We start from the raw sequence: 25,899 nt of genomic DNA, 5'->3' as shown, positions 1-25,899 counted from the left end.
TTTCGGAGGCAGGTACCTACTCGAAGCGGCTACCGCCGCACTGTTAACGGGCCGGTCTTAAAGCGTCGATCTCGCGGCGCAGCTCGTCGATTGCAGCGTTCTGCAACCCATCATCGTCGTTGGCCGCTTTCAGCTCAGAGCGAAGGCGGTCGTTGTCAGCTTTGAGTTCTTGGACAGCCTTGATGAGTACCGGCGTCAGGTCCCCATAGGCAATGCTCTTGGTGTGCATGTCATCGCTCGCGGTCGAGACGACCTCGGGCGCAATTTTCTCGACCTCCTGGGCAATTAAACCGAGCTTCCTGCCCTTACTCCACGGTTCTGATTGTCTCTTCCACTGGAAGGAAACGGGGCGAAGGCGCATCACCGTTTCAAGACCATAGTCAAGGTCGGCAACATCTTTCTTTAAACGTCCGTCCGAAGTGTTGACGTAAGCCGCGTTGCCAGCAACCTGGCCGACGACGTGGAGCTTGTATGTGGGCAAGGTCGTCCCGATGCCGACATTACCTCCGGCTGTGATCCTCATTACTTCATTTGATTCGCCACCGGCATAGAGACGGATGGGCGCTGCAGTCTCCCTTGCTATCAATGACAAGCCTCCTGTCAGGTTGCTTCCAGCGACCACGACTCCACCATCCTGGACGAAGCCACCAAGTGAGCCAAAGCCCCTCCCCATAGCCATTATCCTAAGAGTGTCTTCTACGGACCCTCCTACGTTAGCTACCGTTAATTGTGCAGAGGCTGATGCCCCTAAATCGGAGTTGCTGACCTGCAGGCGCGTCGCTGCGTTTTGATCTTTCTGCGCGTGGACCATGTCGGCCGGGGTGGTCGTCCCGATGCCGACGTTGCCGCCTGCTAGAATCGTAAGTCGGTTGGCGATCTCTCCAATTGCGAAATTCCCTGCGCCGGCACCCCAAACGCCCTGCCCCGCATACCAAGTGTTGCCGCCGCCTTCGGCCGTCGTTGTAAAGCGAATAGATGCTTCGGTGCTGTCGGTCGTCGGCCACACGGTTATTGCACCGCCGAGCCCCCCTGACGCCTTGACTACCAACGGCCGGTCCGGACTTGTCGTCCGGATGCCGACGTTGCCGGTAACATCGACCGTGATGCGGTTCGTATTGTTAGTCATAAGCCACAGCGGATGGTTACTCACTGCACCGACGCGCACTTCAGTTGCAGCGTTCGCAGCAAGAACGCCAATTGCACCTGAAGCTACGGTCGATTGCACCGCAATGCTCCTGTAGCCACTACCTGTGACCTCGAGGTTGCCGTAACTACCTGGAGTGGTCGTCCCGATGCCGACGTTGGTGCCATTGTCGAAAATCTGCGAATTGCCGACAGCCGACACGCCGGTGAATCTGGCGACATAGTTTGTGGTGCCGGAAACTGTTCCACTACCAGTCGCGCTCAGTGTCGTGCCCGAGAGTGACAGCCCGGACCCGAGTGTGAGTTCCTGGACGTTCCCCGCCCCTGCTCCTGCTCCTCGACCTAGAAGCACGCTGGCAGCCGATGTGTTTTGCATCTTGGCATAAGTGACTGAGCTATTCGCAATGGCTGCAGTTACGCTTCCGGTGCCGGACGCTGTTACGTCGCCAGTGAGCGCGGTGATGCCACCGCCACCAGACGCCATCGAAATCCAGTTCGTGCCATCGCACCAAATGACGGCGTTAACGCCATTCCAGGTGATAGTCCCAGGCAGCCCGGGAGGAGATGTGCATGCGGCATGAGCGTCTGAAATACCGCCGAGCGCAAACAGTATGAGGGCTAGCGCAGTGCTTCTGAATGCTGTCTTCAATCAATCCCCGAACGGGCTCCGATGCACGTTCAGCACAGTGCAAGCCCATATTCAGTCTACTGTTTATTGGCTGCGGCGGTCAACTATCTCATCAATTATCGATGCCTCCTTTGCTTGCGCCCCCCCGCCGAGATTCAAAGGTTGCCTTCTGTTTTTTCGGGTTTCTTCCCACGTCCCCCGCGTCAAACCTTCGTCCGGCATCACGTAAGGCCTTTCAAGGATGGGGTCTAACCGGGCTCGATCGCTATGGGTCAACGCGGCTCGCTTCCGCGGCTTCGCCTTGTGCAGCTCCGCCCCTTCGGAGCGCTACGCGCTGCGTTTGACCCGCTCCCCGAGCCCGGTTCCTCAAGCCCCCATCAAGGCCTGACGTGGTGTCGGGCCGAACAAAAAACGGAGTGACTAAAATGAAGAAGCAACCCAAAGAAAAGAAGGCCCCGACGCACGGCATTTACGTGGTGCAGGGCGACGGCGACAACGCTCGCTGGATCAAGATCGGCGCCGCCTGGCAAAACAGAGACGGCAAAGGCTTGTCCTTAATGCTCGATGCTCTGCCCCTGACCAATAAAGTCGTGGTCCGCGAGTTCTCAGAGAAGGACGCAGAAGACAAAGGGGCTCAGCAATGAGCCCCTTCACCACCATGCCCCGCCGGCTTGCTGCCGACCCCTACGAGGCCCGTATCGAAAATACGATCCTGCGCGCCAACGATCTCTACGATCTCGATGGTGAAACCGCCTTCCGCTGCCGTGACGGCCGCGTCGAGACCGGACACTTCGCACTGTTCGAGGAGGAGGCGGGCTCATGAGCGGCGAACCTCTTTTTACGGTCGCCGAAAAACGGCCGATCGAGCATCATGCGATCGTCTGGCACGGCATCGCGGCCACCGTCGTCTACACGCCGGATTACCACTCGACCCCGGGCAGTGCGTTTCACCATTGCCACGTGGAGGTCATTACCGAACCACGGAAGCCGCTTCCGATCAGCGAGACCGGCTACCGGTCTCTCTTTATACACGGCGGAGAAGTCGAAAATGCCGGCGGCGCGGCCTCGTTCGCAATGCGCTGGCTGGACGCCGCATCGAAATCCCCTGAATGGCGAGCTGCTGTCGCCGCGTCACGTCAGGGGAGCCTGTTCTAGTCGATCAGGGCAGCGGCAGCTTGCCGCTGCCCTGACTGGTGACTTCGGACCGTGGTGAGACTTTCACGCATCTCGCGCAGGGCGATCGTCAGCTGCACAGCGGCGAGCCGCGCCGCTGGCTCGCTTAAGCCATGCGAGAGCATCACTGTCCCGCCCCAGGTCGTAAACATCGCGACGCCTGCGCCCAGCTCCGTCTTTGTCACTTCGATGGATGCGATATGGGCGTGGTCCTTGATGCTGCCGACCATGTCGAGCCAATTCACCCATCCGCCACGGTTGCTGATTCGGCCACTGCGCTCGAAACCGATGCCACGACTGACGCTTCCAAGGACTGCGCATGCGCCTACGCAGCCCATCAGCGCCAGCCCCACCATCGCCGTGAATTCTGTCGGCGTGTGGGGATCCGCGAGGCACATCAGCCAGTAAAATGCGAGCAGGAAGCCCGCCGTCCCGAAAATCTCGAAGACCCACATCACCGGCTCAGTCCACGTGAATCCAGCAGCCGTCAGCATACCGTTTTCGTCGCGTTCGCGGATGACTGGATGGTCGAATAGGCGGTTGATGAGCTTATGTATCACGGCTCAATCGCTCCATGTAAATGGGCGGACGCCCGGGCACGAGGATCAACTGCCGGTTGCTCTCGCGGGAAAAATGACGCGTGATCTCGTTCGCATCGAGCAGGCGCACGCTGCGCAACTGCTCGCGCACGCCAGGATCGCCGTGTCCCATGGCTTGCGCCGACAGCCTCACGGCTTGTCGCTCGATGACCTGAGTGGAACCGAGTAACTTTGACAAGTGCTCGGTGGTGGTCACGTCAGCGTTTCCGAATGCCTGGATAACTCCGGCATTGCCAAGAAACGTCTCCCAGCTTTTAGGGTAATGCGTTTGCAGCTGCGTCAGATCCTGCAGCACCGACCAGAGCTTGACGCCGAAGCCGGCCATGAGGCCGGCCGCCGTCTCGATCGAGCGCATGTGCCCGAGCGAGGGGAACTCTTCGAGCATGAACCATACCGGCAACTGGCCGCGCGGCACAGGCGTTCGCTCCATCGCCGCCAGTGCTTGCTGGATGACCAATCGCATCCATCGGTAATGCGTGCCCATGCGCATTCCGGGCAACACGAGGTAAATCGTCGTCCGGCCCGCCGCGAGATCGCGGAGCCGGAAATCCGATCGCTCGGTGATGCCCACGATATCGTCGAGCGGGGCCGTCTGCTCCTGCGTGGTTGAGAGGATGCCCTGCAACTCTCGTCCGCCCGACTCTAACTTGCCTAAGAACGAAGCGCCGATATTGGCGATGATGCCGTCAAAGGCGCTCGAACCGGCCATGTCGGTAAAAAGCGCATCAAGGTCTGCGGGGGTGCCGTTTAGTCTTTTGCGCACTTCCCGGATGGTTACGACGGTTCCGTCCGTGGATAGCAAGTGCAGCGCAATGCCGCGCACGAGGTTCTTCGCGCTGTCGGTCCAGTGCGGGTCCTTGTTGTTGGAAATAATCAGTGCATCCGCTAGCTGCGCTGCGTCCGCCGCTACATGCTCGCGTCGTCCCTGCCCCAATTCGTCAAACGGATTGTGGCTGGCGGTCGGCGCGCCTGTCTCGCCAAAAGGATCGAGAATGTGAACCGTCTGGCCCATGCGGATTCGCTGCGCCGCTGTCGCGCGCGCTAGCTCACCCTTGGGATCAAGCACCAATGCGGAGCCCGGATAGCGCAACAGGTTCGGGATGAGTACCGTGGACGACTTGCCGGCGCGGTTGCCCGCCACCGTCACTGTGTGCCGGTCATCGTCGCGACCGAGCATTCTGCCTTGCCAATGACCGAGAAGCAGCTTGCCCGGGCCCCAGTCCCAGTTCGGGCCGAGGTCCCAAGGATGACCCCACCTGGCAGATGCGCCGACTTCGTGGCGGCCCGCGATGCCGGAGCCTCGCGGCGGAAATTCTGTTTCGTGACTCATGAGGCCTCCTGATTGGAAGCTTCCCATTAATAGCGGTTCGCGCGTCTGATCAAGAAGCCGGAAATTCCTCGCCGCTCGTTCACGCACGGCCAAGTTCGCTCATGTGCGCATGGGAAATATTTTATTCCTCGACGGAGTGAGCGCGCCGTGGCGCGGAACGCCACGCAAGTTGGGGCGTGCCGCCCCCGCGCATCAACAGCCGCACCCGCAAGGGGTTTTGGCTCCCCCACCCGCTTACGCGGGCGGTCCCCCCAAAAAAGTTGCAAGCAACTTTGGGGCTATTGACCCGCTCCCCCGCTCATTGCCGCGTGGCTAGTCAAAGTTGCGGAAACGCAACTTTGCTAAAACCAACAAAAGGAGTTTTTATGTCTTTCTTTGAACGCAAACAAGCAACCGAAACGGTCGAGCTGGATGATGTCTACGACCTCGCCAACCCCATTCCGAGTGCGATCGTCGTCACCTTTTCCATCGTCGAGAGCAAGCTTGACGCCAGCCAGCACTGGGCCCGTCAGGCACACGATGCCCTGAAAGCGGGGGACCTTCAAAAGTGGAACGGCTTTCTTTGCCTCGCCAAGAAATCGGCTGAACAAGCAGTCGCATTGATGGAGAGTGCCGACCTCCTGCATGAGGAAATCCTGAACCAGCAATAAAGTCTGCAGGCCCGCGGGCCCTACGGCCGCGGGCCCGGTTGCTGTCCAAGTCACACATCCTTTTGTTCGACCTGAAAAGCCCATCCTTCTGCCCCGACCCACCTCATCGCTTCGCTGGACGCGGGCTAGCGGAGGTCAAGGCCGTCAGCCGCTGCAAGCGGTGGCCGAGCCGCAGGGACCCGTGCGCGTGCAACGCGCATGGGTGGGCGCAGGCCAGCCTTGACCGAAGCGACCGCGACGGCACGCTCGATGAAAGTCGGGATTAGAAACTATGAGGCGGCAGCAAATTTATTTTTGCGCCAAATGTTCCACGAAATTCGCGGGCGATTCCTAATGTGCTTCCATGTTCTGTAAATGCTGGATTTGCGCGATATTATGAAAGCGGTTTATGAAAGTTGGGAATAACTAAACGCAGCCTATGTGGAGCGAGCGAGTGAAGCACATAGCCTAAAGCGCGGAGGAGCGAGATGTGGATTTGATATCGATATTACGGCTTACGCCGATATCGATATCAAATCCCACTCGCCGGGGAGAGTGCTCCGCACTCCCCTGGACCCCTCCGGTCAGGGCGCGCTATCCCGCGTGCCCCGAACCCACCTGATGAGGCGGCAAGTGCCAAAGCGACGGACGCACCCGAGAGGTGCCCGCACCAAAATGGTCGGCATTCGCATGACCGAAGATGACTACGCCCTCAAGGTCGCACAGGCACGCGAGCTTGGCCTGACACCCTCAGGGCTTTGCGAACGGCTGGTGCTGGAAGGCAAGGTCGAGATGAACGCTGGGCCATCCTACAAATTGATGGACCCGGCGCTGTTCACGGAGCTGCGACGCATCGGCAACAACATCAACCAGATCGCGCACGCGGTGAACGGCAACCTGCCGCCCGACCAGATGATGGCGTGGCGCAGCATCCATGGCCTGCTGACCAACCTGCTCGCGGCCGAGCTTATCAAACAGAAAACCTCAGCCCTCAGAACGAGGACCGACGACGATGGTACCCCGCCTCCACAAGCGCGGGACGTCTTTCAAAGGAGCGTGCGGGTACATCCTGCACGACGCCCAGAAGACTTCCCGTGACCGCGTCCAATGGAGCGAAACACGCAACCTCATCTCGCAGGCCGACGACGCCTGGTTCGAGATGTTCGCGACAACGCGCGATCAGGCCGAGCTGAAACGGCAATCGGGCCATGACGGCCGCGGCCGCAAGAACGAAAAACCTGTCCTGCATCTTTCCCTATCCTGGGCCATTGGTGAGAACCCAACACCGCAGCACATGCTGGAAACCGCGCGAACCGCGCTGAACGCTATCGGACTTGGAGACCATCAAGCCCTGATCGCGGCCCACAACGACAAGGACCATCCGCACGTACACATGGTCGTCAATTCGATCCATCCGGTCACCGGGATGACCGCCCCGCTCAAATACACAAAGGAGCGTTTATCCCGCTGGGCAGAGGCTTACGAACGCGAGCACGGCATCCATTGCGATCAACGCATCATTAACAACGAGGACCGGCAACGCGAGTCCAACCAAAATGAAGCCCGGCACGTGACCGCTGAGGAGATGATGCGGCTGACGCAGCCTGCTTCTAGCGAATCGCAGAAGGTTCAGGGGCAGGCTTCCGCAAAAACGGCGAGATCACCTTCGCCCCACAGAAAGCGCCATTTCGCTACGACAGAAGTAATTCAACGTATGAAGCGCTATCGAGCCGAGTACGATCATCGGCATATGGTTGAACGGGACGTAACATCGGTACGTCAACGCCAGGAATTTGCCGAGCTGGCCGAGAAAATAAAGCAGGCCACCGCTGTCGCGCAGAACTATGTGGAGCAGAAATACAAGCCGCGGTGGCGTGAGCTTTATGCGGAGCAGCGCAAAGAGTCGCAACAGGTCATGAAAGGCTGCGACCACGTCTTCGAGCGGGCCGTTTTTGTATTCCTCAACAGCGACCGACTCGGCGGCAGCAAAAAGCTGTCGCTGCGGAATAAGATCCAGATGATCTGTTCACCCGCGAAACTCATGAGGGCGGTCGGCAACATGCACGCCCGTGAGCGCAAACATCTGGGTCAGATTGAAAGAGCTGAAACCGCAGAGCGAGCGGAACGCGCCTGGACACACCATCAACCGCGCTTCGATGCCTTGCGCGAGCGACACTTGGCCGAGCGCGTGGTTCAGCGATCGAAGCAGGCGTACAGGGCCCGGGACGGCATAAGTTACCTGCGCGCCAGAAACGAGCTAACCCTTGAGCACAGGCATGGCCGCCCGTCCCGATCGGCCGCCGACGCGCCAGCCAACGAGAACGATCAAGCTTACGTCGACCGCATCAGGGCCGAAATGACGGCGTTCTATGATCGCAACCGCCGGCCTGAACATACAACGCGGTCCGGCCCGGCTGAGCCAAGTCCTGTTCCGGAACCGCAATCCAAACTCCGCTCTGACTTCGACGTCGCTGCTTCTGCCGATGCGAACGCTACTGAGAACCGCGCCGATGATATCAAGCGGCAGATGGCGGAATGGCGGAGCCGGAATCAGAGTCGGGATTTCGGCCGCGAGCTTTGAAAACGCCATCATGACTCGCGCGCAGGCGAACATGCACGGACATGCCCGCACCAGCTTTCCTGCGTGAACCCTGCGTGAACGGGAAGTTTTGGGTTTTTGGTCTGGCGAGTAAGTGACTGTTTTATTTGGTGGAGCCGATCGGGATCGAACCGACGACCTCTGCAGTGCGATTGCCATGCGCATGCGCTCGGCATCGAAGCGCAGTTGCCCGTCAAGCTCGCCAAGGCGCACCGGCCTGTGCGGTACGGCACGGCCTTTCTCACGCTGCGCGAGGACGGGCACGTGCTGTTGCGCAAGCGGCCCGAGGCGGGGTTGCTCGGCGGCATGCTCGAAGTGCCGTCCGGCGAGTGGGGTGACGACTGGCTGCCGCTCGACCAGGCGCTGGCGGCGCAGCCCGTCAAAACGGAGTGGTGGTCCGTGCCGGGCGTGGTCAGCCACACGTTCACGCATTTCAAGCTCGAACTGATGGTGCTGCGCGCGATCGTGCCCGTGAACGCGAGCCTCACCTTCTGGGCTACGCCCGATCAATGCCGGTGGGTAGCACGCCGCGATCTCGGCGGCGCGGCGCTGCCGTCCGTCATGCGCAAGGTGATTGCGCATGCGCTGAAGGAGCATTGAGAAGCAGGCCGTTCAATCGCGCGGCCGCTCCTAGCGACGTGCGCGACAACGTGCGAGCGAAGCGCTTCGCTATTTTCGGCCGGTTCGTTCAATGCGCAGCGTGATGTCCTGCTGAATGGTATCCGGCTGCTCGGCCACGGCGCGCGTGAGTGCACGGAGCTGGTGGCGTGCGTCATGCAACTGGTCGATCAGCGACAGGATGACGGGCAGGCTTGCGTGCTCGAGGCCCATGCCGTAGTGCAGATCGCAGGCCAGCGCCACGCGCGCGCTGTCGATGCTGTCGAACAGATATCCGGTCTCGTCGCGGTGCGGGGCAATCACGCCCTCCTCGATCCACGTCAACAGAACGTGCCTTTCGAGGCGGGTGAACTGCGCGATGAGGTCGCCTTCCTTGATCATGTCACGCTCCTTCCGCGCGGATGCTGCGGGTGGGCCTTCTCCCATTCGGCCATGAACTCAGCCAGTGCGTCGTCGGCTCCTTCGGGCGGCACGATCTCGATTTTGACGAGTTGATCGCCGCGCGTGCCGTCCTTGCCGCGCGGTACGCCTTTGCCGCGCAACCTCAGTTTTGTTCCGTTCTTGATGCGCTTCGGCACGGTCAGCCCGACGGCGCCGTCGACGGTTTCGACGCGCACGCTCGCGCCGTTCAGCGCTTCGCCGAGCGAGACCGGCACCGTGCTCAGGATGTCGTTGCCGTCGCGTGTGAAGCGGGCATCGGGCCTGATGGAGATCTCGACGTAGGCGTCTCCCGCGCCGCCGTCCGACCCGGGGCGGCCCTGTCCTTTGAGGCGGAGCGTCTGGCCTTCGGCGATGCCGGCGGGGATCGCGACGTCGAGGGTTTTTCCATCGGGCATCGCGATCACCTTGCGCGCGCCGTTCACCGCGTCGATGAAGTCGACCTCCATCGTGTAGCGTACGTCCTGCGGCGGCATGCGGAAGGCGCCGCGATCGCCGCGCCCGCGAAAGAGTTCCGAAATGATGTCGTCGTCGAAGTCCGGCTCGCGGCCGCGGCCCGCGCCCGCGCTGCGTTGCGAATAGCGCCAGTGCGGATCGGCTTCGGCATGCTCGCGATAGTAGTGCCGTTCGGGGGCGCGCTCGGCGCCGGTCTCGTCGATTTCGCCCGCGTCGTAGCGCTTGCGCTTGTCCGGATCGCCGATGATGTCGTTGGCGGCGTTGATTTCCTTGAAGCGCTTCTCGGCTTCCGGCTTGCCGGGATTGAGATCGGGATGGGTCTCCTTGGCGGCCTTGCGGTACGCCTTGCGGATCTCATCCTGGCTGGCGTTTTTAGCGACGCCCAACGCTTCGTAGGGATCGGCCATGCGTCTCATGTTCGCGTTTGCGCGCCGCTGGATCGCGGCGCGCTCGGCTTGAAACTAGGCACCTTAACTTTCCCGTTCAATGCCCGCGCTCATGCGGGCAGTGACGGGCGCCCCCCGCTACTCCGCGGCGATGAGCGTGGTGGCGGGACGTTCGGCGGTGAGGCCGAGCTTCACTTTGGCGCGTTCGCGCAGCTCATCGATCGAGTGGAGCTTGCCGCCCTGCTCGTAGTGCCAGAACGTCCATCCGTTGCACGCGGACTTGCCCTGCACGACGGCGCCAAGGCGATGGATGGAGCCGCGGCTGCCGGGCACCGCAAGCGTGCCGTCGGCCTTCACTTCGGCGCGCACGCTGCGGCGCTCGTCGAAGAGTGCGGAGCCCGCGCGCAGCATGCCGAGTTCCACGATCGTGCCGAACGGCACGCGCGGTTCCGCGCGCTTCGAGGGAGGCGTTTCGAGCGCGGAGCCCGAGAGCGGCTTCACCTTGGCGATGCGTTCCTCGGCGGCCTTGGCGTAGTCGGTGTCGCGCTCGATGCCGATCCAGTTGCGGCCGAGCTTTTTCGCCACCGCGCCCGTGGTGCCGGTGCCGAAGAAGGGATCGAGTACGGTGTCGCCGGGGTTGGTGGTGGCGAGAAGGATGCGGTGGAGCAGGGCTTCAGGCTTCTGCGTCGGATGCGCCTTGCGGCCGCCTTCGTCCTTCAGGCGCTCGGGGCCGGAGCAGATCGGAAACAGCCAGTCCGAGCGCATCTGCACGTCTTCGTTGCCGGACTTCAGGCCTTCGTAGTTGAAGGTGTAGCGCGACTTCTGGTCGGGTGCGGCCCAGATCAGCGTCTCGTGCGCGTTCGTGAAGCGGCGGCCGCGGAAGTTCGGCATCGGGTTGACCTTGCGCCACACCACGTCATTGAGGATCCAGAAGCCCAGATCCTGCAGCGCGGTGCCGAGGCGGAAGACGTTGTGATAGGAGCCGATGAGCCAAAGCGCGCCGTCCGGCTTCAGCACGCGGCGGCATTCGGCGAGCCAGCCGCGCGTGAAGCGATCGTACTCTTCGAACGAGGAGAACTTGTCCCACGCGTCGTCGACGCCATCGACGCGCGTGTTGTTCGGACGGAGAAGCTCGCTCGAAAGCTGAAGATTGTAGGGGGGGTCTGCGAAGACGAGGTCTACGCTTCGATCCGGTAGTCGACGAAGCTCGTCGAGGCAATCTCCCACCAGGATTCGATTTCGGGCCAAAGCCCGATCTCTGGCAAAGCTGCTGCCAGCTGCTGCAGGCGCACCTGCACGACGACGCATACCCATTCGACGCAACTCACTGTGAAGAACCACAAATGCCAGGGATCCATGTTCCGAACCCAACGCGACCACAAACCAGTCCCACGGTTAACGGAATCTAAAGATGGGACGTTAAAATTCGGTTAATGGCCGGGTTCCCGAGCAATGAAGTCTTAGCATTCCCGACAGCGAAAAGACTCGCAGATATTTACGTCGAACAAAAGGCGAACACGTAAATCGCGCCGGCTTGTGACCGGCGCGATCCGATAGGGATTCCAGATCAATAGGTTAGGCTGCGCGCACCATCGTCAGGAAGCGCTCGACCTCGATCTTGAGCGTCCGGCTGTCGCCCGAGAGCGACTTGGCGGACGCCAGAACCTGGGACGACGCGGAGCCCGTTTCGGAGGCGCCCTGGCTCACGGCCGTGATGGACGAGGCGACTTCGCTCGTGCCTTTCGCGGCTTCGAGAACGTTGCGGCTGATTTCCTGCGTGGTGGCGCCCTGCTGCTCGACGGCAGAGGCGATGGCGCCGCTGACTGCCGAGATGCGGTTGATGGTCGAGGCGATGTCGTTGATCGCTTCGACAGCCTGGCGGGTCGATTCCTGCATGCTCTGAATCTGGCTGCCGATCTCGCTCGTGGCCTTGGCGGTCTGAGCGGCCAGCGCCTTCACTTCCTGGGCGACGACGGCAAAGCCCTTTCCGGCATCGCCAGCGCGCGCTGCTTCGATCGTGGCATTGAGCGCCAAGAGGTTCGTCTGGCCCGCGATCTGGCCAATCAGCTCGACGACGGCGCCGATGCGCTCGGCCGACTGCGAAAGCTCGACGACGTTCTGGTTCGTCTTGGCGGCCTGACGGACGGCTTCCTCGGCGATGGAGCTGCTTTCATCGACCTGGCGGCCGATTTCGAGAACGGTGGACGAGAGCTGCTCGGATGCGGCGGCGACGCCCTGAACGTTGACCGACGTCTGCTCGGAGGCGCTCGCCACCGTGCCGGAGAGCTCTTGGGTTGAGGCGGCATTCAGGGTGAGCTGGCCGGCGGCGCTCTCGAGCTGGCTCGATGCAGCCGAGACGGTGTCGACCACGCGGCCCACGCTCTCCTGGAACTGGTTGGCAAGGCGCAGCATGTCGGACTTGCGCTGTGCGGCCATGCGCTTCTCATTCTCGGCCTGCTCGCCGCGCAGGCGTTCGGCTTCGAGGATGTTCTGCTTGAAGATCAAAACCGCGCCTGCAATTTCGCCGAGCTCGTCGCGGCGCTCCGTGCCGTAGATTTCGCTTTCGGTGTTGCCGGAGGCGAGATCGAGGATCGAGAGCTTCATGCGTTCGATGGGGCGCGTCAGGTTCGTGACGACGAGCCAGATGCCCGCGAGCATGGTCAGGATGGATACGATGCCCGTCATGGCGGACGTGCGAAGCGTTGCGTCGCGCGCTTGATCGGAGGCTTGCGTCGTTGTCGCGACGTAGGTTTCGTAGTGGGTCGAGAGCGTGCGCAGCTTGTCGTTCAGCGCTTTGCGGTTCGAGCGGTTGGCGTCGTTGTCGCCGAACTGGCGTGCAGCGACAAGAGAGTCCTCGCGCGCGAGGCGGACCAGCTCGGTGCGGAAGCCGATAAACTGATTGATGGTGGTCTCCGCGTCGGTGAAGTCGGCGCGGTGTTCGGGCTCAAGCGTGGTTTCCCAGAGCTGCGTGACTTGCTGCAGGTCGCTCGTGCTTTTCAGGATGCCGCTGCCGTAGCGCTCGGCTGATGCCCAATCGTTCGACATGTAGACGCCCCGCGAGTCCATGACGATCGCGTAGACGAGGCCGTTGATGCGCTCCAGAAGGGTCTGGCCGGTCTTGGCTCGCATGGCCAACTCCTGGGCCGTGCCCTGCGCGGACAGACTGAGATACGAGAGCCCCGCACCCGCGACCGGGATCAACGCGAGAAGCGCGATAAGCGCGCCGACTTTGTACTTGAGCTTCATATGGCTGAGCATGGGAACCGTTCTACGTGGCGGGGGCGACCGTGCGCCTGATCATCTAAAGCTTTATGCGATCGCCGTTACCAACTGAATAACAACGGTTAATTATCGATTCACGTATTGTCGATGTTCGCCAATAGCCCAGGCGTGATTGCGCACGCTGCGCCGGTTGCGCCCGGTTCAGGCTGCAAGAATGTCGGAATGACCCGGTCTCAGGTGCCGGAGGATTTGCGGTATGCAGCTACAAGCGCGTCGGCGATGGTGTCCGACGAGAGGACCACGTGCGTGGCTCCGTAACGGCGCAAATAGTCCGCTTCAGCTTCAGACTGCGCGCGTCCGATGATGGGCACGTCCGCGTTGGCGGCGCGCGCCTGCTCGATCACCTGGCCGGCTTCGAAGTTGCTCGGAATGGCAACGATCAGGCTTGCCGCCTTGGCGGGATTGGCAGCGTAGAGCAGCGTTGCGGCGCTGCCGGAGACGCCTTCGATGCCGCGCGCGTGGAGGCGCTTGATCTCCTCGTCGCTCTCATCGATCACGTAGAGCGGCGCGCTGCCCGAGGCCAGGATATCCGTGATGCGTTTGCCGACCCGGCCGATGCCGACGACGATGGTATGGCCCTCGAGCGTCGTGACGTGGATCGGTGCGCTTTCCTCTTCGGCCTCCTCCGGCGTGTGGGCGGCTTCGGCGGTGCCGTCTTTCTTTTCGAGCCAGGGCTTCAGGCGGTCGAGCCCCGAGAAGAACGCCGGATTGAGGATGATCGAGATCAGCGCGCCAGCCAGGATGAGATCGCGGCCGGAGGGCGGCAGAAGCTCCAGGCTGACGCCGAGGGCTGCAAGGATGAACGAGAACTCGCCGATCTGCGCGAGGCTTGCCGAAATCGTGAAGGCGGTGCCCATCGGATGGCCAAAGGCGCGCACGATGGCGAGCGCGGCCAGCGATTTTCCGATGACGATGATGAGCACCGTGGCGAGGACGGCGAGCGGCTGCTCGACGAGGATGTTTGGGTCGAACAGCATGCCGACCGAGACGAAGAACAGCACCGCGAACGCGTCGCGGAGCGGGAGGCTTTCGTTGGCGGCCTGCTGGGAGAGCTGCGATTCGCTCAGCACGAGGCCCGCGAAGAACGCACCGAGCGCGAACGAGACGCCGAACAGGTTGGCGGCGATGAACGCGACACCGAGCGCGATGGAGAGCACGGCGAGGCGGAACAGCTCGCGCGAGCCGGTGTGGGCCGTGTAGTGCAGGATCCAGGGAATGATGCGGCGGCCGGCGACCATCATCAGGGCCACGAAGGCCGCGACCTTGCCGATCGTAAAGGCGACCGTCATCAGGAGCTGGTTGATGTCGAGCGAGGAACCGCCGCCATTCGGCTGGCCGTCGGAGTTGCCGCCCAGCAGCGGGGCGATGGCCGGCAATAGAACCAGCGTCAGAACCATTACCAGGTCTTCGACGATGAGCCAGCCGACGGCGATCTGGCCGCGTTCCGTGGTGACGAGGCGTCGTTCCTGCAGGGCGCGAAGCAGCACGACCGTACTTGCAACGGAGAGCGCGAGGCCGAAGACGAGCCCGCCGCCCGCCGTCCAGCCGAGGGCATGGCCGAGCGCCGCGCCGAGCAGCGTCGCGACCGCGATCTGCACCACGGCGCCGGGCACCGCGATGTTGCGCACGGCCCAAAGCTCTTTCATCGAGAAATGCAGGCCGACGCCGAACATCAGGAGGATGACGCCGATCTCCGCCAGCTCGTTGGCGAGGCCCTGGTCGGCGATGAAGCCCGGCGTGAACGGCCCTATCGCGATGCCGGCGACGAGATAACCGACCAGCGGAGAAATGCGCAGGCGATGCGCAAGCGCACCAAAGACAAAGGCAAGCGCGAGGCCGGTGACGATCGTCGCGATGAGCGGCGTGCTGTGAGGCATCGGGCGAAGGGGTCCATTCCTGATGGGAAAAAATCATAACTGAGGAACAACGATCTCAGGCGCGGGCCCAAAACGCAAGACGCGTGATGGGCCCGGCGCGCCGGACGGTTCGGAAGGTGGGATCAGACCGTTTCGGCTTCCAGCAGGCCGAGGGCAAGCTGCACCGGCTTGAACGAGCGGCGATGCTGGGGCGTGAGACCGAGGCGAGTCAGGGCGGCCCGGTGTTCCGGGGTGCCGTAGCCCTTGTGACGCTCGAAGCCGTAGCCCGGCAACTCGCGGGCGAACTCGATCATCATGCGGTCGCGCGTGACCTTGGCGACGATCGAAGCTGCGGCGATCGACAGGCACTTCGCATCGCCTTTGACAATGGTGCGCGCCTGGCAGGCCAGGCGCGGGGCGCGATTACCGTCGATCAGCGCAAGGCGGGGCTTGCAGGAGAGCTTGGCCATGGCTTCGGCCATCGCCCACATGGTGGCGGCGAGAATGTTGTCGCGATCGATCCGGTCCACATCGCCGATGCCGACGCCGACAGCGAGGGCCGTCTTCATGATGCGTTCGAACAGGCGTTCGCGATCCTCAGGGTCGAGCGCCTTGGAATCGTCGATACCCTGCGGGATGCGCGATGGATCGAGCACGACAGCGGCTGCGACGACAGGGCCCGCCCAGGGGCCGCGTCCTGCCTCGTCGATGCCTGCGATCGGTCCGCCGTCGAGCGTCAGCTCGGCAGCCTCCAATTCGAAGGTCGGCACAATTCTCGAATCATCCACCCGCATTCGCCAAGGGTCGCGGGCGAGGGGGCTTCTGTCAAAGCCAACTGTGGATAGACGTGCGCGTTCACACAGTTTGTTGTCAGAGCAACGGGATCTGGCCGCCTTTGCGCACGGGCGGCGTGAAGAGGTCCAGGCGCAGCTTCTGGCGGCGCTCGTTGAGGCCGAGACGTTTCATGGCGAGGCGGAAACGCAGGGCGATCTGATCGGCATAGGGTCCACGGCCCTTCTGGCGGACGCCGAATTCGGCCACGTAATCCGCCCCGCCATGCATCGAGCGCAGCAGGTTGATCACGCGTCCGGCGTGGTCGGGAAACTCACTTGCGAGCCACTCGCGGAAGACGTCCTTGAGCTCGAGCGGCAGGCGGAGGAGCACGTAGCCGGCTTCCGTCGCTCCCGCGTCGCGGGCCGCTTCGAGGATGCGCTCGATTTCGCTGTCCGTCAGACCAGGTACGATGGGCGCCACCATCACGGAGACGGGCACGCCAGCCTCCGCCAGCCCGCGCAGGGCATCAAGGCGCTTCGACGGCGTGCTTGCGCGCGGCTCCATGGCACGCGCGATCTTCCGGTCCAGGGTGGTGACCGAGAGCGCGACCTTGGCCAGCCCGCGGGCGGCCATGCGCGAGAGGATGTCGACGTCGCGCAGGACCAGCGCGGACTTCGTGACGATGCCGACCGGATGGCCGGTGCGTTCGAGCACTTCGAGGATCGCGCGGGTGATGCGGTGCTCGCGCTCGATGGGCTGGTAGGGGTCCGTGTTGGTTCCGAGGGCGATGACCTTGGGCGAATAGGCCTTGCTGGACAGCTCCTTCTCCAACAGCTCGGGCGCATTTGTCTTCGCGTAGAGCTTGGTTTCGAAGTCGAGGCCAGCGGAGTGGCCGAGGTAGGCGTGGCTTGGGCGCGCGTAGCAATAGATGCAGCCGTGCTCGCAGCCCCGGTAGGGATTGATGGACTGGTCGAACGAGATGTCGGGGCTCTGGTTGCGCGTGATGATCGAGCGCGCCGGCTCGATCGTCACCTCGGTTTTCAGGGCGTCGAGTTCGGCCATGCCCTCCCAGCCGTCGTCGAACGTGGTCCGCCGCTCGGTTTCAAAGCGGCCGGTGTGGTTCGAGCGCGCGCCACGGCCGCGACGGCGCGCTTCGTCGACGAGGCTGCCGGGCAGAGCCTCGGACGGCGGCGGAGCGGGCTTTGCTGCGGCGGTGCGGGGTGTCTTCATGCCCGCGCAGCCTAGTGCAAACGTGAGAACAAAGAAAGAACAAATTCGCCTTCGTGCTCATGCGTCGTGCACGCTCGCCTCACCCTAAGCACCTGCGTCGTCCGGGCTGTGCGCCGTCTCTTGTTGCTCCGGCGCGGCCGTGCCAAGGAAAGACATGATCTCTGTCATCATCCCAACGCTCAACCATCAGGCCCATCTCGCCGAAACGCTTTCGGCGCTGATTCCGGCGGCCGTGGAAGGGCTTGTGCGTGAGGTCATCATCGCCGACGGCGGCTCGACCGACCGCACGCTCGAGATCGCGGACGGGTCGGGCGCGGATATCGTGACGAGCGAGGCGGGGCGCGGCGCGCAACTCAAGGCGGGCGCCGAACGCGCGCGCCAGCCGTGGCTCTTGTTCATCAACGCCGACACGCTGCTCGAAGCTGGATGGGAACGCGAGGCTGACCTCCACATCGAACGCGTGTCCAGCGGACGGCGCCGCGCGACGGCGGCCTACTTCCAGTTCGGCTTCGATGACGACGGGACGATGCCGCGGGTCGTCGAGCGCATGGTGGCGCTCAGGACGCGCGTGCTCAAGCTGCCGCACGGCTATCAGGGCCTGCTCGTTTCGCGGTCGCTGTTCAACGAGGCCGGGGGCTTTCGCAAGGCGCCGGTGCTGGAAGACGTGGATCTCGCACGGCGGATCGGGCGGCGGCGGCTCACGGGTCTCAACGCGCGTGCCTTGACGATCGGTGAGCGGTACCGGGCCGAAGGCGCAATCGCGAGCATGGCGACGAGCCAGCTTCGGCTCAGTCTCTTTCTGCTCGGGGTGCCGCTCGATCGAATCGCGTCGCTGACCGGGCGGCGTAAAGAGCAGGTGTCTCGCGGAGCCGTGGCGGAACGCGGCTAGAGCGCGAATCCCGACGGCCGTCTCAGGCCTTCGGGCGGTGCTCCTCGAAGCGCGGCATGATCTCGACGAAATTGCAGGGGCGGTGGCGGTTGTCCAGCTGCCATTTCAGGATGCCGTTCCAGGCGTCCTTGCAGGCGCCTGTCGATCCTGGAAGACAGAAAATCAAAGTGCCTCGCGCAATGCCCCCGCACGCGCGCGACTGGATGGTCGAGGTGCCGACGGTTTCGTAGGAGAGCTGGTGGAAGAGGATCGCGAAGCCGTCGATCTCCTTCTCGAACAGCGGTTTCACGGCCTCGGGCGTGACGTCCCGGCCGGTGAAGCCGGTGCCGCCGGTGGTGATGACGACATCCACTTCGGGGTCTGCGATCCAGCCCGAGACGCGTGCGCGGATCGCTTCCACATCGTCCTTGACCAGCGCGCGGCCGGCGACGGTGTGCCCGGCTCCGGTGATTAGCTCGGCCAGCGTGTTGCCGGAGCGGTCCTCGGCGGCCGTGCGCGTGTCCGACATCGTCAGGATGGCGATGCGGACGGGAATGAAGGGCCGGGTTTCGTCGAGGCGGCTCATGGCGGCAAGGTCCTGCAGGGGAGTGGGGTCAAGTCTTGAGCGTCAAGCCTTGGGGTCAAGTCGGGGGAGCGAGAAGGGCGGCCTGGATGGCGAGCAGATCGCGCCAGGCGTGGCGTTTCGCGGCCGGAGTGCGCAACAGGTAGGCGGGGTGCAGCGTGGCCATCGTCTTGATCGTGCGTCCACCGCTCGGGACGTCCCGCCATTTGCCGCGGATGCGCATGATGCCGTCGTCCGTGCCCAGCACCTGTTTCGCCGCCGCGCCGCCCAGCAGCAACATGACGTCGGCGCCGACCAGCTCCATCTGGCGTTCCAGGAACGGGCGGCACACCTGGCTTTCCTGCGGTGTGGGCGTGCGGTTGCCGGGCGGGCGCCAGTAGACGACGTTGGTGATGTGGACGTCCTGCTCCTTGAGATCGATGGCGGCCAGCATCTTGTCGAGAAGCTGACCGGCGCGGCCGACGAACGGCCGGCCTTCAAGGTCCTCTTCGCGCCCCGGAGCTTCGCCGACGATCATCAGCCGGGCCTTGGGGGCGCCGCGGTAGAAACAGAGCGATTTTGCCGTGGCCTTGAGGCCGCAGCCGTCGAAGGCGCGGAGGGCTGCTTCAAGCTCGTCGAGCGTGCGGGCGTCGCGGGCGACGGTGCGGGCAGCCAATCCGGCGGCGTCCGGTGGGGTCGCCGCAAACGCGGGTCGCGGCGGGGCCATGGCGGGAGGCGGCTGGCTGCGTGCGGGGGCTTGCCCCGGCGGCTGCCGGTCGCCGCCGTCACGCGCCGTGGGGCGCGGGGCCGAGGGTGTGGGGGGACGCTCGCGCAGGTCTGCACGCCCATCCGCGCGGGCCTCTACCCGAGCGGGGTCCCGTTCCAGATCGGGCTGGGGCTGAGGAAGCTTATAGTCGCTTCCGGGTGCGGTCTCGCCCCTCTCCAGCCAATTCGTCGGTTCGGCGGCGACGGACGTATCGACGCCCATCTCCCGGTACCAGTCGAGGAGGGCGGCCATCCCGCGCATGTCGATTTCGGATTGCATGCGGCGCACTTTACCGGCCCGGCGCTCCGATTGCACGTCCCCGGCGACGCAGGTGGGCCCGCAAAGCTTGACGCCTCCGGCATTTGGGACCAAATCGGATTATGGGCGACCACCTAAACTAGGGACAATACCGAATGGCGAGCGAAGAGAGTGACCTTCCCGAGCGGGAGGCCATGGAGTTCGATGTTGTTATCGTCGGTGCGGGGCCTGCGGGTCTGTCGGCGGCGATCCGCATCAAGCAGCTCGCAGTGGAGACGGGGCAGGATATTTCGGTCGTTGTGCTCGAGAAGGGCAGCGAGGTCGGCGCGCACATCCTGTCCGGCGCCGTGATCGATCCGGTGGGCCTCAACGCACTCATTCCCGATTGGCGCGAGCGCGGCGCTCCGCTCACGACGCAGGTGACCGAGGATCGCTTCCTCGTGCTCGGCCCGGCGGGCGACGTGCAGTTGCCGAACATGCTGATGCCGCCGCTCATGAACAACCACGGCAACTACATCGGCAGCCTCGGCCTCGTCGTGCGCTGGCTCGGCGAGCAGGCGGCCGAGCTGGGCGTCGAGGTCTATCCCGGGTTCGCCGCTACGGAAGTGCTCTACGACGCGGAGGGCGCGGTGGTCGGCGTCGCCACGGGCGACATGGGCGTGGCGCGCGACGGCACGCCGAAGGACACCTTCCAGCGCGGCATGGAGCTGCGCGGAAAGTACACGCTGATTGCGGAAGGCGCGCGCGGCTCGCTGGCCAAGACGCTGATCTCGCGTTTCGACCTGGCGCGGAACGCCGAGCCGCAGAAATACGGCATCGGCCTCAAGGAGCTTTGGGAGGTGTCGCCCGAGCTGCATCGGCCGGGCCTCGTGCAGCATAGCTTCGGCTGGCCGCTCGACTTGAAGACCGGCGGCGGCTCTTTCCTTTATCACTACGGCAAGAACCTCGTGTCAGTGGGCTTCGTTCTCCACCTCAACTACGACAACCCGTATCTCTCGCCTTACGACGAGTTCCAGCGCTTCAAGACGCATCCGGCGATCCGGTCGGTCTTCGCGGGCGGGCGGCGCATCGCCTATGGCGCGCGCGCTCTGACGGAAGGCGGGTGGCAATCGATCCCCAAGCTCGCCTTCCCGGGCGGCGCGCTGCTCGGGTGCAGCGCGGGCTTCATGAACTTGCCGCGCATCAAGGGCAGCCACAATGCGGTGCTGTCGGGCATTCATGCGGCGGAGGCGGCCGTCGAGGCGCTGGCGGCCGGGCGCGCCTACGATGTGCTCGAAGGCTATGAAACAGCCGTCCGGGCCGGACCGATCGCGACCGATCTCAAGCGCGTGCGGAACGTGAAGCCTCTCTGGTCGCGATTCGGCACAGTGGCCGGCGTCGGGCTCGGCGGGATCGACATGTGGCTCCGGACGATTCTTTTCGGCTGGTCGCCGCTCGGCACGCTCGGGCATGGCAAGAGCGACGCCAAGTCCCTCCGGAAGGCCCGGAACGCGACCCCCATCGCCTACGCCAAACCGGACGGCGTGCTCACGTTCGACAAATTGACCAACGTTTCTTTCTCGGCCACCAACCATGAGGAGGATCAGCCGGTCCACCTCAAGCTGACCGATCCGGCCATTCCGATCGAGGTCAATCTGCCTCAGTATGCCGAGCCCGCGCAGCGCTATTGCCCTGCGGGCGTCTATGAAGTGGTGCGCGACGAGGCGGGCGGCGCCCGTTTTCAGATCAACGCGCAAAATTGCGTTCACTGTAAAACCTGCGACATCAAGGACCCGAGCGAAAACATCACCTGGGTCTGCCCTGAAGGTGGGGGTGGACCGAATTACGCCGAGATGTAGGTATCTGGTCCCTCACGCCGCACGAACCGATGGCGAAATTTAGCTTCGGATCAGTGGTGAAGCGGAGTGGCCAACCGGTCGAAAGGTTTGCTACTCTGACCGCTCGTTCTTGCGGTAAGCCCGGAGAGGATCAGGGAATGAGTATTCGCCGTGGCCGGTTTGCCATCTTCGCTCCGCTTGTCGCGCTCGGATTGATCGGCGCGCCGGGTCTTTCCCGCGGCGAGACGGCTGAACCAGGCGAGGCTTTCGAGGGAACGCGCTCTCTGGTCGGCAGCTATCTCGCCGGGCGTTTCGCGCGGGCCCAGAACGATTCCGAGGAAGCGGCGGACTTCTACCGCAACGCCCTGATCCACGATCCCTCGAACGAGCTGCTGCTCGAGCAGGCTTTCCAGATTGAAGCCGCGCGCGGAGACTGGCCGCGGGCCTTCAAGCTGGCGGAAGATCTCGCCGGCGTGCAGAAGCAGCACCGCATGGCGCAGCTCGCGCTGGCGCTGCGGGACTTCAAGGCCAACGACTGGAAGGATTCCGAGGCGCACTTCAAATCGGCCGGGTCCGGCCCGATTGGCGAGCTGACCAGCGCGCTCGCGATCGCCTGGGTGCACGTCTCGCACAATGAAATGTCGGAAGCGCTCGCCAGCCTCAACCTGCCCAAGCAGGCGGAATGGGCGCAGTTCTTCCTGCGCTACCATCGCGCGCTGATCTCCGACATCGCGGGCAAGCACAAAGAGGCGCGCGCATCCTACGATCTCGTCTATGGCCAGGATGGCCGGACGCTTCGCACCGCGCTTGCCTTTGCCCGCCATGCGGCAATTGCCGGAGACCGCAAGAAGGCGCTGTCGATCATCGATGCGCACATCGCCAAATCGCAGGGAGACGGACACCCGCTGCTGAGGAGCCTGCGCGCGGCGATCGAATCCGGCGCGACGCTGAAGCCGATCGTCACGACGGCGTCCGAGGGCATGGCCGAGGTGTTCTACGGTCTCGGCGAAGCCCTGATCGGCGAAGGCGCCGTGGGCGTCGGCGTTCTCTACATGCAGATGGCGCTGTACGTGGAGCCCGAGCACCAGTTCGCGCTCGCGGCGCTGGCCAGCGCCTATGAAGGCAACAAGCAGTACGCTGATGCCATCAAGACCTACGAGCGGATTCCGGTAACGAGCCCGCTGACGACGGCGGTGGAAATCCGCAAGGCGTTCAATCTCAACTCGCTCGACAAGGTCGACGAGGCGCGGCAGACGCTGTCTCGCCTACTCGATACCGATGGGAAGGCCGCTCCGCCCGTTGCGCCGAAGGCTGCCGAACAGAAGGCCGCGGCGCCTAACCCGGCGTCCGAGCTCGGCGAGCTGGCTGACGGCGACGACGTGCTTCGTCTCGGCGACAAGGGCGACGGCGTGCAGAAGCTGCAGTCGGCGCTCAAGTCGCTCGGCTACGACGTCCCGACCAGCGACGGCCGCTTCGGCGTCGGCACGCGGAGCGCCGTGATGGCGTTCCAGAAGAAGAACAAGATGCGCGCCGACGGTGTGGCGGGCCCGGCAACCATTCGCGCTATTGCGGCCGGCGGCGGCGCGGCGCCTGCTCCTGTCGCCCATGCGGCGGCCGCCGAGGTCGAGGCGCGCATGCCGCTCACGGTGAGCGACAAGCTCGAAATTCTGGACGCGCTCGGCAACATCCTGCGCGCCCGCAAGCTCTACGCGGAAGCCGTGCCGCACTACGATCAAGCGCTCGCGCTGGTGCCGAAGCCCGAGCGCCGCCACTGGGTCTACTACTATGCGCGCGGGACGAGCTACGAGCGGCTGAAGAACTGGTCTGCTGCGGAGGCCGATCTCGAGAAGGCGCTGACGCTCTATCCTGACCAGCCGCTGATCCTCAACTATCTCGGCTATTCGTGGATCGACCAGGGTCGCAATCTCAAGGAAGGCATGTCGCTGATCGAGAAGGCCGTCGCGCTGAAGCCAGAGGACGGCTACATCGTCGACAGCCTTGGCTGGGCGCACTACATGCAAGGCAACTTCGACGATGCCGTGCGCTATCTCGAACGCGCCGTCGAGCTCGAGCCCAACGATCCCGTGCTCAACGATCACCTGGGCGATGCGCTGTGGCGTGTGGGCCGTGAGCGGGAAGCGAAGTACCAGTGGGATCAGGCGCTGACGCTGAAGCCGGCGCCCGAGGACGAGGACAAGATCAAGAAGAAGCTCGAGTCCGGCTTGTCGGCAGCGCTTCCGACCGCAGACGGCAACGGCAAGCAGGCGGCGAAGGCGGGCGAATCCAACCAGAAGTAAGCGTCCGCCCTGGACGCTCACTTTCCTTCAGGCGCTAGCGGCTCGCCGTCTTTTTCGCGCAAGGCAGCGTGCCGGATACGATGTGCCGGGTACGGCGCGCGAACTTGACGTACGAACTGGGCCCGTGTCCTCCATCCATGTCCTCCATCCGTGAATTTGCGCCCGCGAAGGTCAATCTCACGCTGCGCGTCGAGGGACGACAGGCGGACGGATATCATCGCCTCGCCAGCCTGACGACGTTCGCGAGCATCGGCGATACGCTTACATTCGAGCCGGGACTGCCGCGCGAGATCGTCGTCTCGGGCCCGTTTGCGTCCGCGCTCTCGGCGAATACGACGACGCTCGATGCGGTGTTCGACCTGCTCGCCGCGCATGCGCCGGGTGTTGCGCTCGGGCGCGTCCATCTCGAAAAGACTCTGCCGGTAGCTGCCGGGCTCGGCGGCGGGTCTGCGGATGCCGCGGCGCTGATCCGAGCTATTCGGCGCGCCAGTCCCGAGGCGGCCGCCGCGGTCTATTGGCCTGCGATCGCGGCGCGCGTGGGAGCTGACGTGCCGGTGTGCCTCGGCTCGCGACCGGTCTGGATGACGGGCGTCGGGCATGACCTCGCCGACCTTCCGGGTGGGCTGGCGCCGCTCTCGGCCGTGCTCGTCAATCCGCTCGCGCCGGTGCCGGGAGACAAGACGGCGCGCGTGTTTCGTGCGCTGGGCGCCGGGCCGGTGCCGCCCGGGTCGTTGCCTCAAGCGGCGCCTGCGTTTGCGGACAGGGCTGCGTTGCTCGACTTCATGCGCGCAACCGGCAATGATCTGGAGGCGCCTGCCGCAGGGGTCGTGCCGGAGATCCGCCAGGTTCTCTCCGCTTTGACGGACCAGGCGGGCGTCAGGTACGCGGCGCTATCGGGCGCCGGGCCGACATGCTTCGGTATCGTGGGTGACGCCGCGGAGGCGCATCGCGTGCGCCAGAGCCTTGCCGCAGCCCATCCCGATTGGTGGATCGCGGCGGTGACGTTCGGCTGATCTCAAGTCCGCGAGTCATTCAAGCTCACTGGCCGTGCCGCTCATCCTCGAGCGGTGCCGCTCAGTGCGCGCGCGAGATGCAGAACCCGATCACGTCCTGCATGGCGCTCTTCTCGCGGCTCGGCGGGAAGATCTCCAGCGCGTCGTGGGCGATAGCGCCGTAGGAGCGCGCCCGCTCGAGCGTCGAGTCTATCGTCTTGTGCTGGCGCATCAGGCCGATCGCGTGCTCGAGGTCGCCGTCACCCAGCTCGCCGCTGACGATGGTGCGATTCCAGAATTCGCGGTCCCGGCTGGTGCCGCGCCGGAACGAGAGAATGACGGGCAGCGTAATCTTGCCCTCGCGGAAGTCGTCGCCGACGGATTTGCCCAGGCTCGTGCTGTCGCCGGAGTAGTCGAGGGCGTCGTCGACAAGCTGGAACGCAAGGCCGAGGTTGCGGCCGTAGGAGCGCAGGGCGGCTTGCTCGTCGGCAGGGCGCTCGGCGATGGCGCCGCCGACTTCGGCTGCCGCCGCGAAGAGAGCGGCGGTCTTCGCATCGATGATTTCGAGATAGGCGTCTTCGGTCGTCGCCGTGTTCTTGGCGGCGGCAAGCTGCATGACCTCGCCCTCGGCGATGGTCGCGGCCGCGTTCGACAGAATGCGCAGCACCGGCAGCGATCCGACCTCGACGAGCATCCGGAAGGCCTGGCCGAGCAGGAAGTCGCCGACGAGAACAGTGGTCTGGTTGCCCCAGATCAGGCGCGCCGTTTTTCTGCCGCGCCGGGTGTCGCTTTCGTCCACGACGTCGTCATGCAGAAGGGTGGCCGTGTGCATGAACTCGATGGCGGCCGCCGTGGGCACATGCTTCGGGCCGTCGTAGCCGCACAGCTTGGAGGATGCGATGGCCAGCATCGGGCGGAGACGTTTGCCGCCGGAATTGACCAGGTGGTGGGTCAGCTTGGGGATGAGCTCGACTTCCGATACGGCCTTGTCGAGGATGATGCGATTGATCGCCTTCATGTCCTCGTCGACGATCTCGAACAGCGGTGCGAGGCCTTTCGGCTCGCGCGCCTCATCCAGGGGGACGACTACTCCCACGGCAAATTCCTTGGTTTGTTGCGGACGTTTCTTGGGGTCTAATGTCCCCCGCACCATAGCTAGTGTTTGGCGTGGGTGCATCGAAAAATGAGTTGTCACGAG

At 64.0% G+C, this 25,899-nt stretch carries 25 protein-coding genes; 11 read left to right on the top strand and 14 right to left on the bottom strand.

All coding sequences use genetic code 11. The features are described 5' to 3' along the window. Positions 1 to 43: 43 nt before the first annotated feature. Complete coding sequence (locus K2Y42_RS18860; RefSeq protein WP_291155540.1) at positions 44 to 1,792, bottom strand: tail fiber domain-containing protein; 1,749 nt, start codon at positions 1,790 to 1,792, stop codon at positions 44 to 46. A gap of 404 nt (positions 1,793 to 2,196) precedes the next feature. On the opposite strand from K2Y42_RS18860, the gene K2Y42_RS18855 reads away from it, so the two are divergent. Genes K2Y42_RS18855 through K2Y42_RS18845 form a run of 3 tightly spaced genes read left to right on the top strand, consistent with a single transcriptional unit; the run spans position 2,197 to position 2,926 of the window. Next, positions 2,197 to 2,415: a hypothetical protein gene (locus K2Y42_RS18855; RefSeq protein ID WP_291155537.1), complete on the top strand. Its 219-nt coding sequence runs from the start codon at positions 2,197 to 2,199 to the stop codon at positions 2,413 to 2,415. Then, positions 2,412 to 2,594, top strand: coding sequence for a hypothetical protein (locus K2Y42_RS18850; protein WP_291155535.1), 183 nt, complete (start codon positions 2,412 to 2,414; stop codon positions 2,592 to 2,594). The genes K2Y42_RS18855 and K2Y42_RS18850 overlap by 4 nt, the downstream gene beginning before the upstream one ends. Then, entirely contained in the window at positions 2,591 to 2,926 is a 336-nt protein-coding gene (locus tag K2Y42_RS18845) for a hypothetical protein (protein WP_291155532.1), read from the top strand. Before K2Y42_RS18850 ends, K2Y42_RS18845 begins: the two co-directional genes overlap by 4 nt. Here K2Y42_RS18845 and K2Y42_RS18840 read toward each other — a convergent pair. Beyond that, positions 2,923 to 3,504, bottom strand: a complete 582-nt coding sequence (locus K2Y42_RS18840) for a hypothetical protein (protein ID WP_291155529.1) — start codon at positions 3,502 to 3,504, stop codon at positions 2,923 to 2,925. The two genes, K2Y42_RS18845 and K2Y42_RS18840, sit on opposite strands and share 4 nt — an antisense overlap. After that, positions 3,494 to 4,873, bottom strand: a complete 1,380-nt coding sequence (locus K2Y42_RS18835) for a type IV secretory system conjugative DNA transfer family protein (RefSeq protein ID WP_291155526.1) — start codon at positions 4,871 to 4,873, stop codon at positions 3,494 to 3,496. Before K2Y42_RS18835 ends, K2Y42_RS18840 begins: the two co-directional genes overlap by 11 nt. A 365-nt stretch (positions 4,874 to 5,238) precedes the next feature. On the opposite strand from K2Y42_RS18835, the gene K2Y42_RS18830 reads away from it, so the two are divergent. From K2Y42_RS18830 to K2Y42_RS18815, 4 genes are all read left to right on the top strand, one after another. After that, complete coding sequence (locus K2Y42_RS18830) at positions 5,239 to 5,523, top strand: hypothetical protein (RefSeq protein ID WP_291155524.1); 285 nt, start codon at positions 5,239 to 5,241, stop codon at positions 5,521 to 5,523. 654 nt (positions 5,524 to 6,177) lie between these two features. Beyond that, positions 6,178 to 6,600 (top strand): MobC family plasmid mobilization relaxosome protein, encoded by a 423-nt coding sequence (locus tag K2Y42_RS18825; RefSeq protein ID WP_291155521.1) that lies wholly within the window; start codon positions 6,178 to 6,180, stop codon positions 6,598 to 6,600. After that, on the top strand, positions 6,515 to 8,083 hold the full coding sequence (locus tag K2Y42_RS18820) for a relaxase/mobilization nuclease domain-containing protein (RefSeq protein WP_291155518.1): 1,569 nt from the start codon (positions 6,515 to 6,517) through the stop codon (positions 8,081 to 8,083). Before K2Y42_RS18825 ends, K2Y42_RS18820 begins: the two co-directional genes overlap by 86 nt. A 204-nt stretch (positions 8,084 to 8,287) precedes the next feature. Continuing rightward, positions 8,288 to 8,701 carry an NUDIX domain-containing protein gene (locus tag K2Y42_RS18815; protein ID WP_291155515.1) on the top strand — a complete coding sequence of 138 codons (414 nt, stop codon included), beginning with the start codon at positions 8,288 to 8,290 and terminating at the stop codon, positions 8,699 to 8,701. Positions 8,702 to 8,770: 69 nt separating this feature from the next. Here K2Y42_RS18815 and K2Y42_RS18810 read toward each other — a convergent pair whose 3' ends face one another. From K2Y42_RS18810 to K2Y42_RS18775, 8 genes are all read right to left on the bottom strand, one after another. Continuing rightward, complete coding sequence (locus K2Y42_RS18810) at positions 8,771 to 9,100, bottom strand: MerR family transcriptional regulator (protein WP_291155512.1); 330 nt, start codon at positions 9,098 to 9,100, stop codon at positions 8,771 to 8,773. Continuing rightward, on the bottom strand, positions 9,097 to 10,020 hold the full coding sequence (locus K2Y42_RS18805) for a DnaJ C-terminal domain-containing protein (RefSeq protein WP_291155510.1): 924 nt from the start codon (positions 10,018 to 10,020) through the stop codon (positions 9,097 to 9,099). Before K2Y42_RS18805 ends, K2Y42_RS18810 begins: the two co-directional genes overlap by 4 nt. Positions 10,021 to 10,137: 117 nt before the next feature. Next, a complete protein-coding gene (locus K2Y42_RS18800; RefSeq protein WP_291155508.1) occupies positions 10,138 to 11,226 on the bottom strand; it encodes a site-specific DNA-methyltransferase in 1,089 nt (362 codons plus the stop codon). Then, entirely contained in the window at positions 11,178 to 11,357 is a 180-nt protein-coding gene (locus K2Y42_RS18795) for a hypothetical protein (RefSeq protein WP_291155506.1), read from the bottom strand. The genes K2Y42_RS18800 and K2Y42_RS18795 overlap by 49 nt, the downstream gene beginning before the upstream one ends. Before the next feature lie 217 nt (positions 11,358 to 11,574). After that, entirely contained in the window at positions 11,575 to 13,257 is a 1,683-nt protein-coding gene (locus K2Y42_RS18790) for a HAMP domain-containing methyl-accepting chemotaxis protein (RefSeq protein WP_291155504.1), read from the bottom strand. A 197-nt stretch (positions 13,258 to 13,454) separates the two neighbouring features. Next, the gene (ybaL, locus tag K2Y42_RS18785; RefSeq protein ID WP_291155502.1) at positions 13,455 to 15,158 is read right to left on the bottom strand and encodes a YbaL family putative K(+) efflux transporter; all 1,704 of its coding nucleotides are present in this window, start codon (positions 15,156 to 15,158) and stop codon (positions 13,455 to 13,457) included. A 122-nt stretch (positions 15,159 to 15,280) separates the two neighbouring features. Further along, positions 15,281 to 15,931: a ribonuclease HII gene (locus K2Y42_RS18780; protein ID WP_291155500.1), complete on the bottom strand. Its 651-nt coding sequence runs from the start codon at positions 15,929 to 15,931 to the stop codon at positions 15,281 to 15,283. A gap of 76 nt (positions 15,932 to 16,007) precedes the next feature. After that, positions 16,008 to 17,141, bottom strand: coding sequence for a PA0069 family radical SAM protein (locus tag K2Y42_RS18775; protein WP_291155499.1), 1,134 nt, complete (start codon positions 17,139 to 17,141; stop codon positions 16,008 to 16,010). Between the two features lie 154 nt (positions 17,142 to 17,295). Between K2Y42_RS18775 and K2Y42_RS18770 the strand changes: the two genes are divergently transcribed. Next, positions 17,296 to 18,030 (top strand): glycosyltransferase, encoded by a 735-nt coding sequence (locus K2Y42_RS18770; protein ID WP_291155497.1) that lies wholly within the window; start codon positions 17,296 to 17,298, stop codon positions 18,028 to 18,030. A 22-nt stretch (positions 18,031 to 18,052) separates the two neighbouring features. Here K2Y42_RS18770 and moaB read toward each other — a convergent pair whose 3' ends face one another. Together moaB and K2Y42_RS18760 are read right to left on the bottom strand one after the other, a co-directional pair. Next, positions 18,053 to 18,595 carry a molybdenum cofactor biosynthesis protein B gene (moaB, locus tag K2Y42_RS18765; RefSeq protein WP_291155495.1) on the bottom strand — a complete coding sequence of 181 codons (543 nt, stop codon included), beginning with the start codon at positions 18,593 to 18,595 and terminating at the stop codon, positions 18,053 to 18,055. A 55-nt stretch (positions 18,596 to 18,650) separates the two neighbouring features. Next, entirely contained in the window at positions 18,651 to 19,616 is a 966-nt protein-coding gene (locus K2Y42_RS18760) for a uracil-DNA glycosylase (protein WP_291155493.1), read from the bottom strand. Between the two features lie 134 nt (positions 19,617 to 19,750). Here K2Y42_RS18760 and K2Y42_RS18755 point away from each other — a divergent pair, with 134 nt between their 5' ends. From K2Y42_RS18755 to K2Y42_RS18745, 3 genes are all read left to right on the top strand, one after another. After that, a complete protein-coding gene (locus K2Y42_RS18755) occupies positions 19,751 to 21,433 on the top strand; it encodes an electron transfer flavoprotein-ubiquinone oxidoreductase (RefSeq protein ID WP_291155490.1) in 1,683 nt (560 codons plus the stop codon). Between the two features lie 137 nt (positions 21,434 to 21,570). Next, on the top strand, positions 21,571 to 23,709 hold the full coding sequence (locus tag K2Y42_RS18750) for a tetratricopeptide repeat protein (protein WP_291155488.1): 2,139 nt from the start codon (positions 21,571 to 21,573) through the stop codon (positions 23,707 to 23,709). A 137-nt stretch (positions 23,710 to 23,846) separates the two neighbouring features. After that, positions 23,847 to 24,722 carry a 4-(cytidine 5'-diphospho)-2-C-methyl-D-erythritol kinase gene (locus K2Y42_RS18745; RefSeq protein ID WP_291155486.1) on the top strand — a complete coding sequence of 292 codons (876 nt, stop codon included), beginning with the start codon at positions 23,847 to 23,849 and terminating at the stop codon, positions 24,720 to 24,722. 61 nt (positions 24,723 to 24,783) lie between these two features. On the opposite strand, the gene K2Y42_RS18740 is transcribed toward K2Y42_RS18745, so the two are convergent. Then, the gene (locus K2Y42_RS18740) at positions 24,784 to 25,719 is read right to left on the bottom strand and encodes a polyprenyl synthetase family protein (RefSeq protein ID WP_291155679.1); all 936 of its coding nucleotides are present in this window, start codon (positions 25,717 to 25,719) and stop codon (positions 24,784 to 24,786) included. Positions 25,720 to 25,899 lie beyond the last annotated feature (180 nt).

The sequence above is a fragment of the Hyphomicrobium sp. genome (genome assembly GCF_019744875.1).
GTDB lineage: Bacteria > Pseudomonadota > Alphaproteobacteria > Rhizobiales > Hyphomicrobiaceae > Hyphomicrobium_C.
This window is presented reverse-complemented; position numbering and strand designations above follow the sequence as displayed.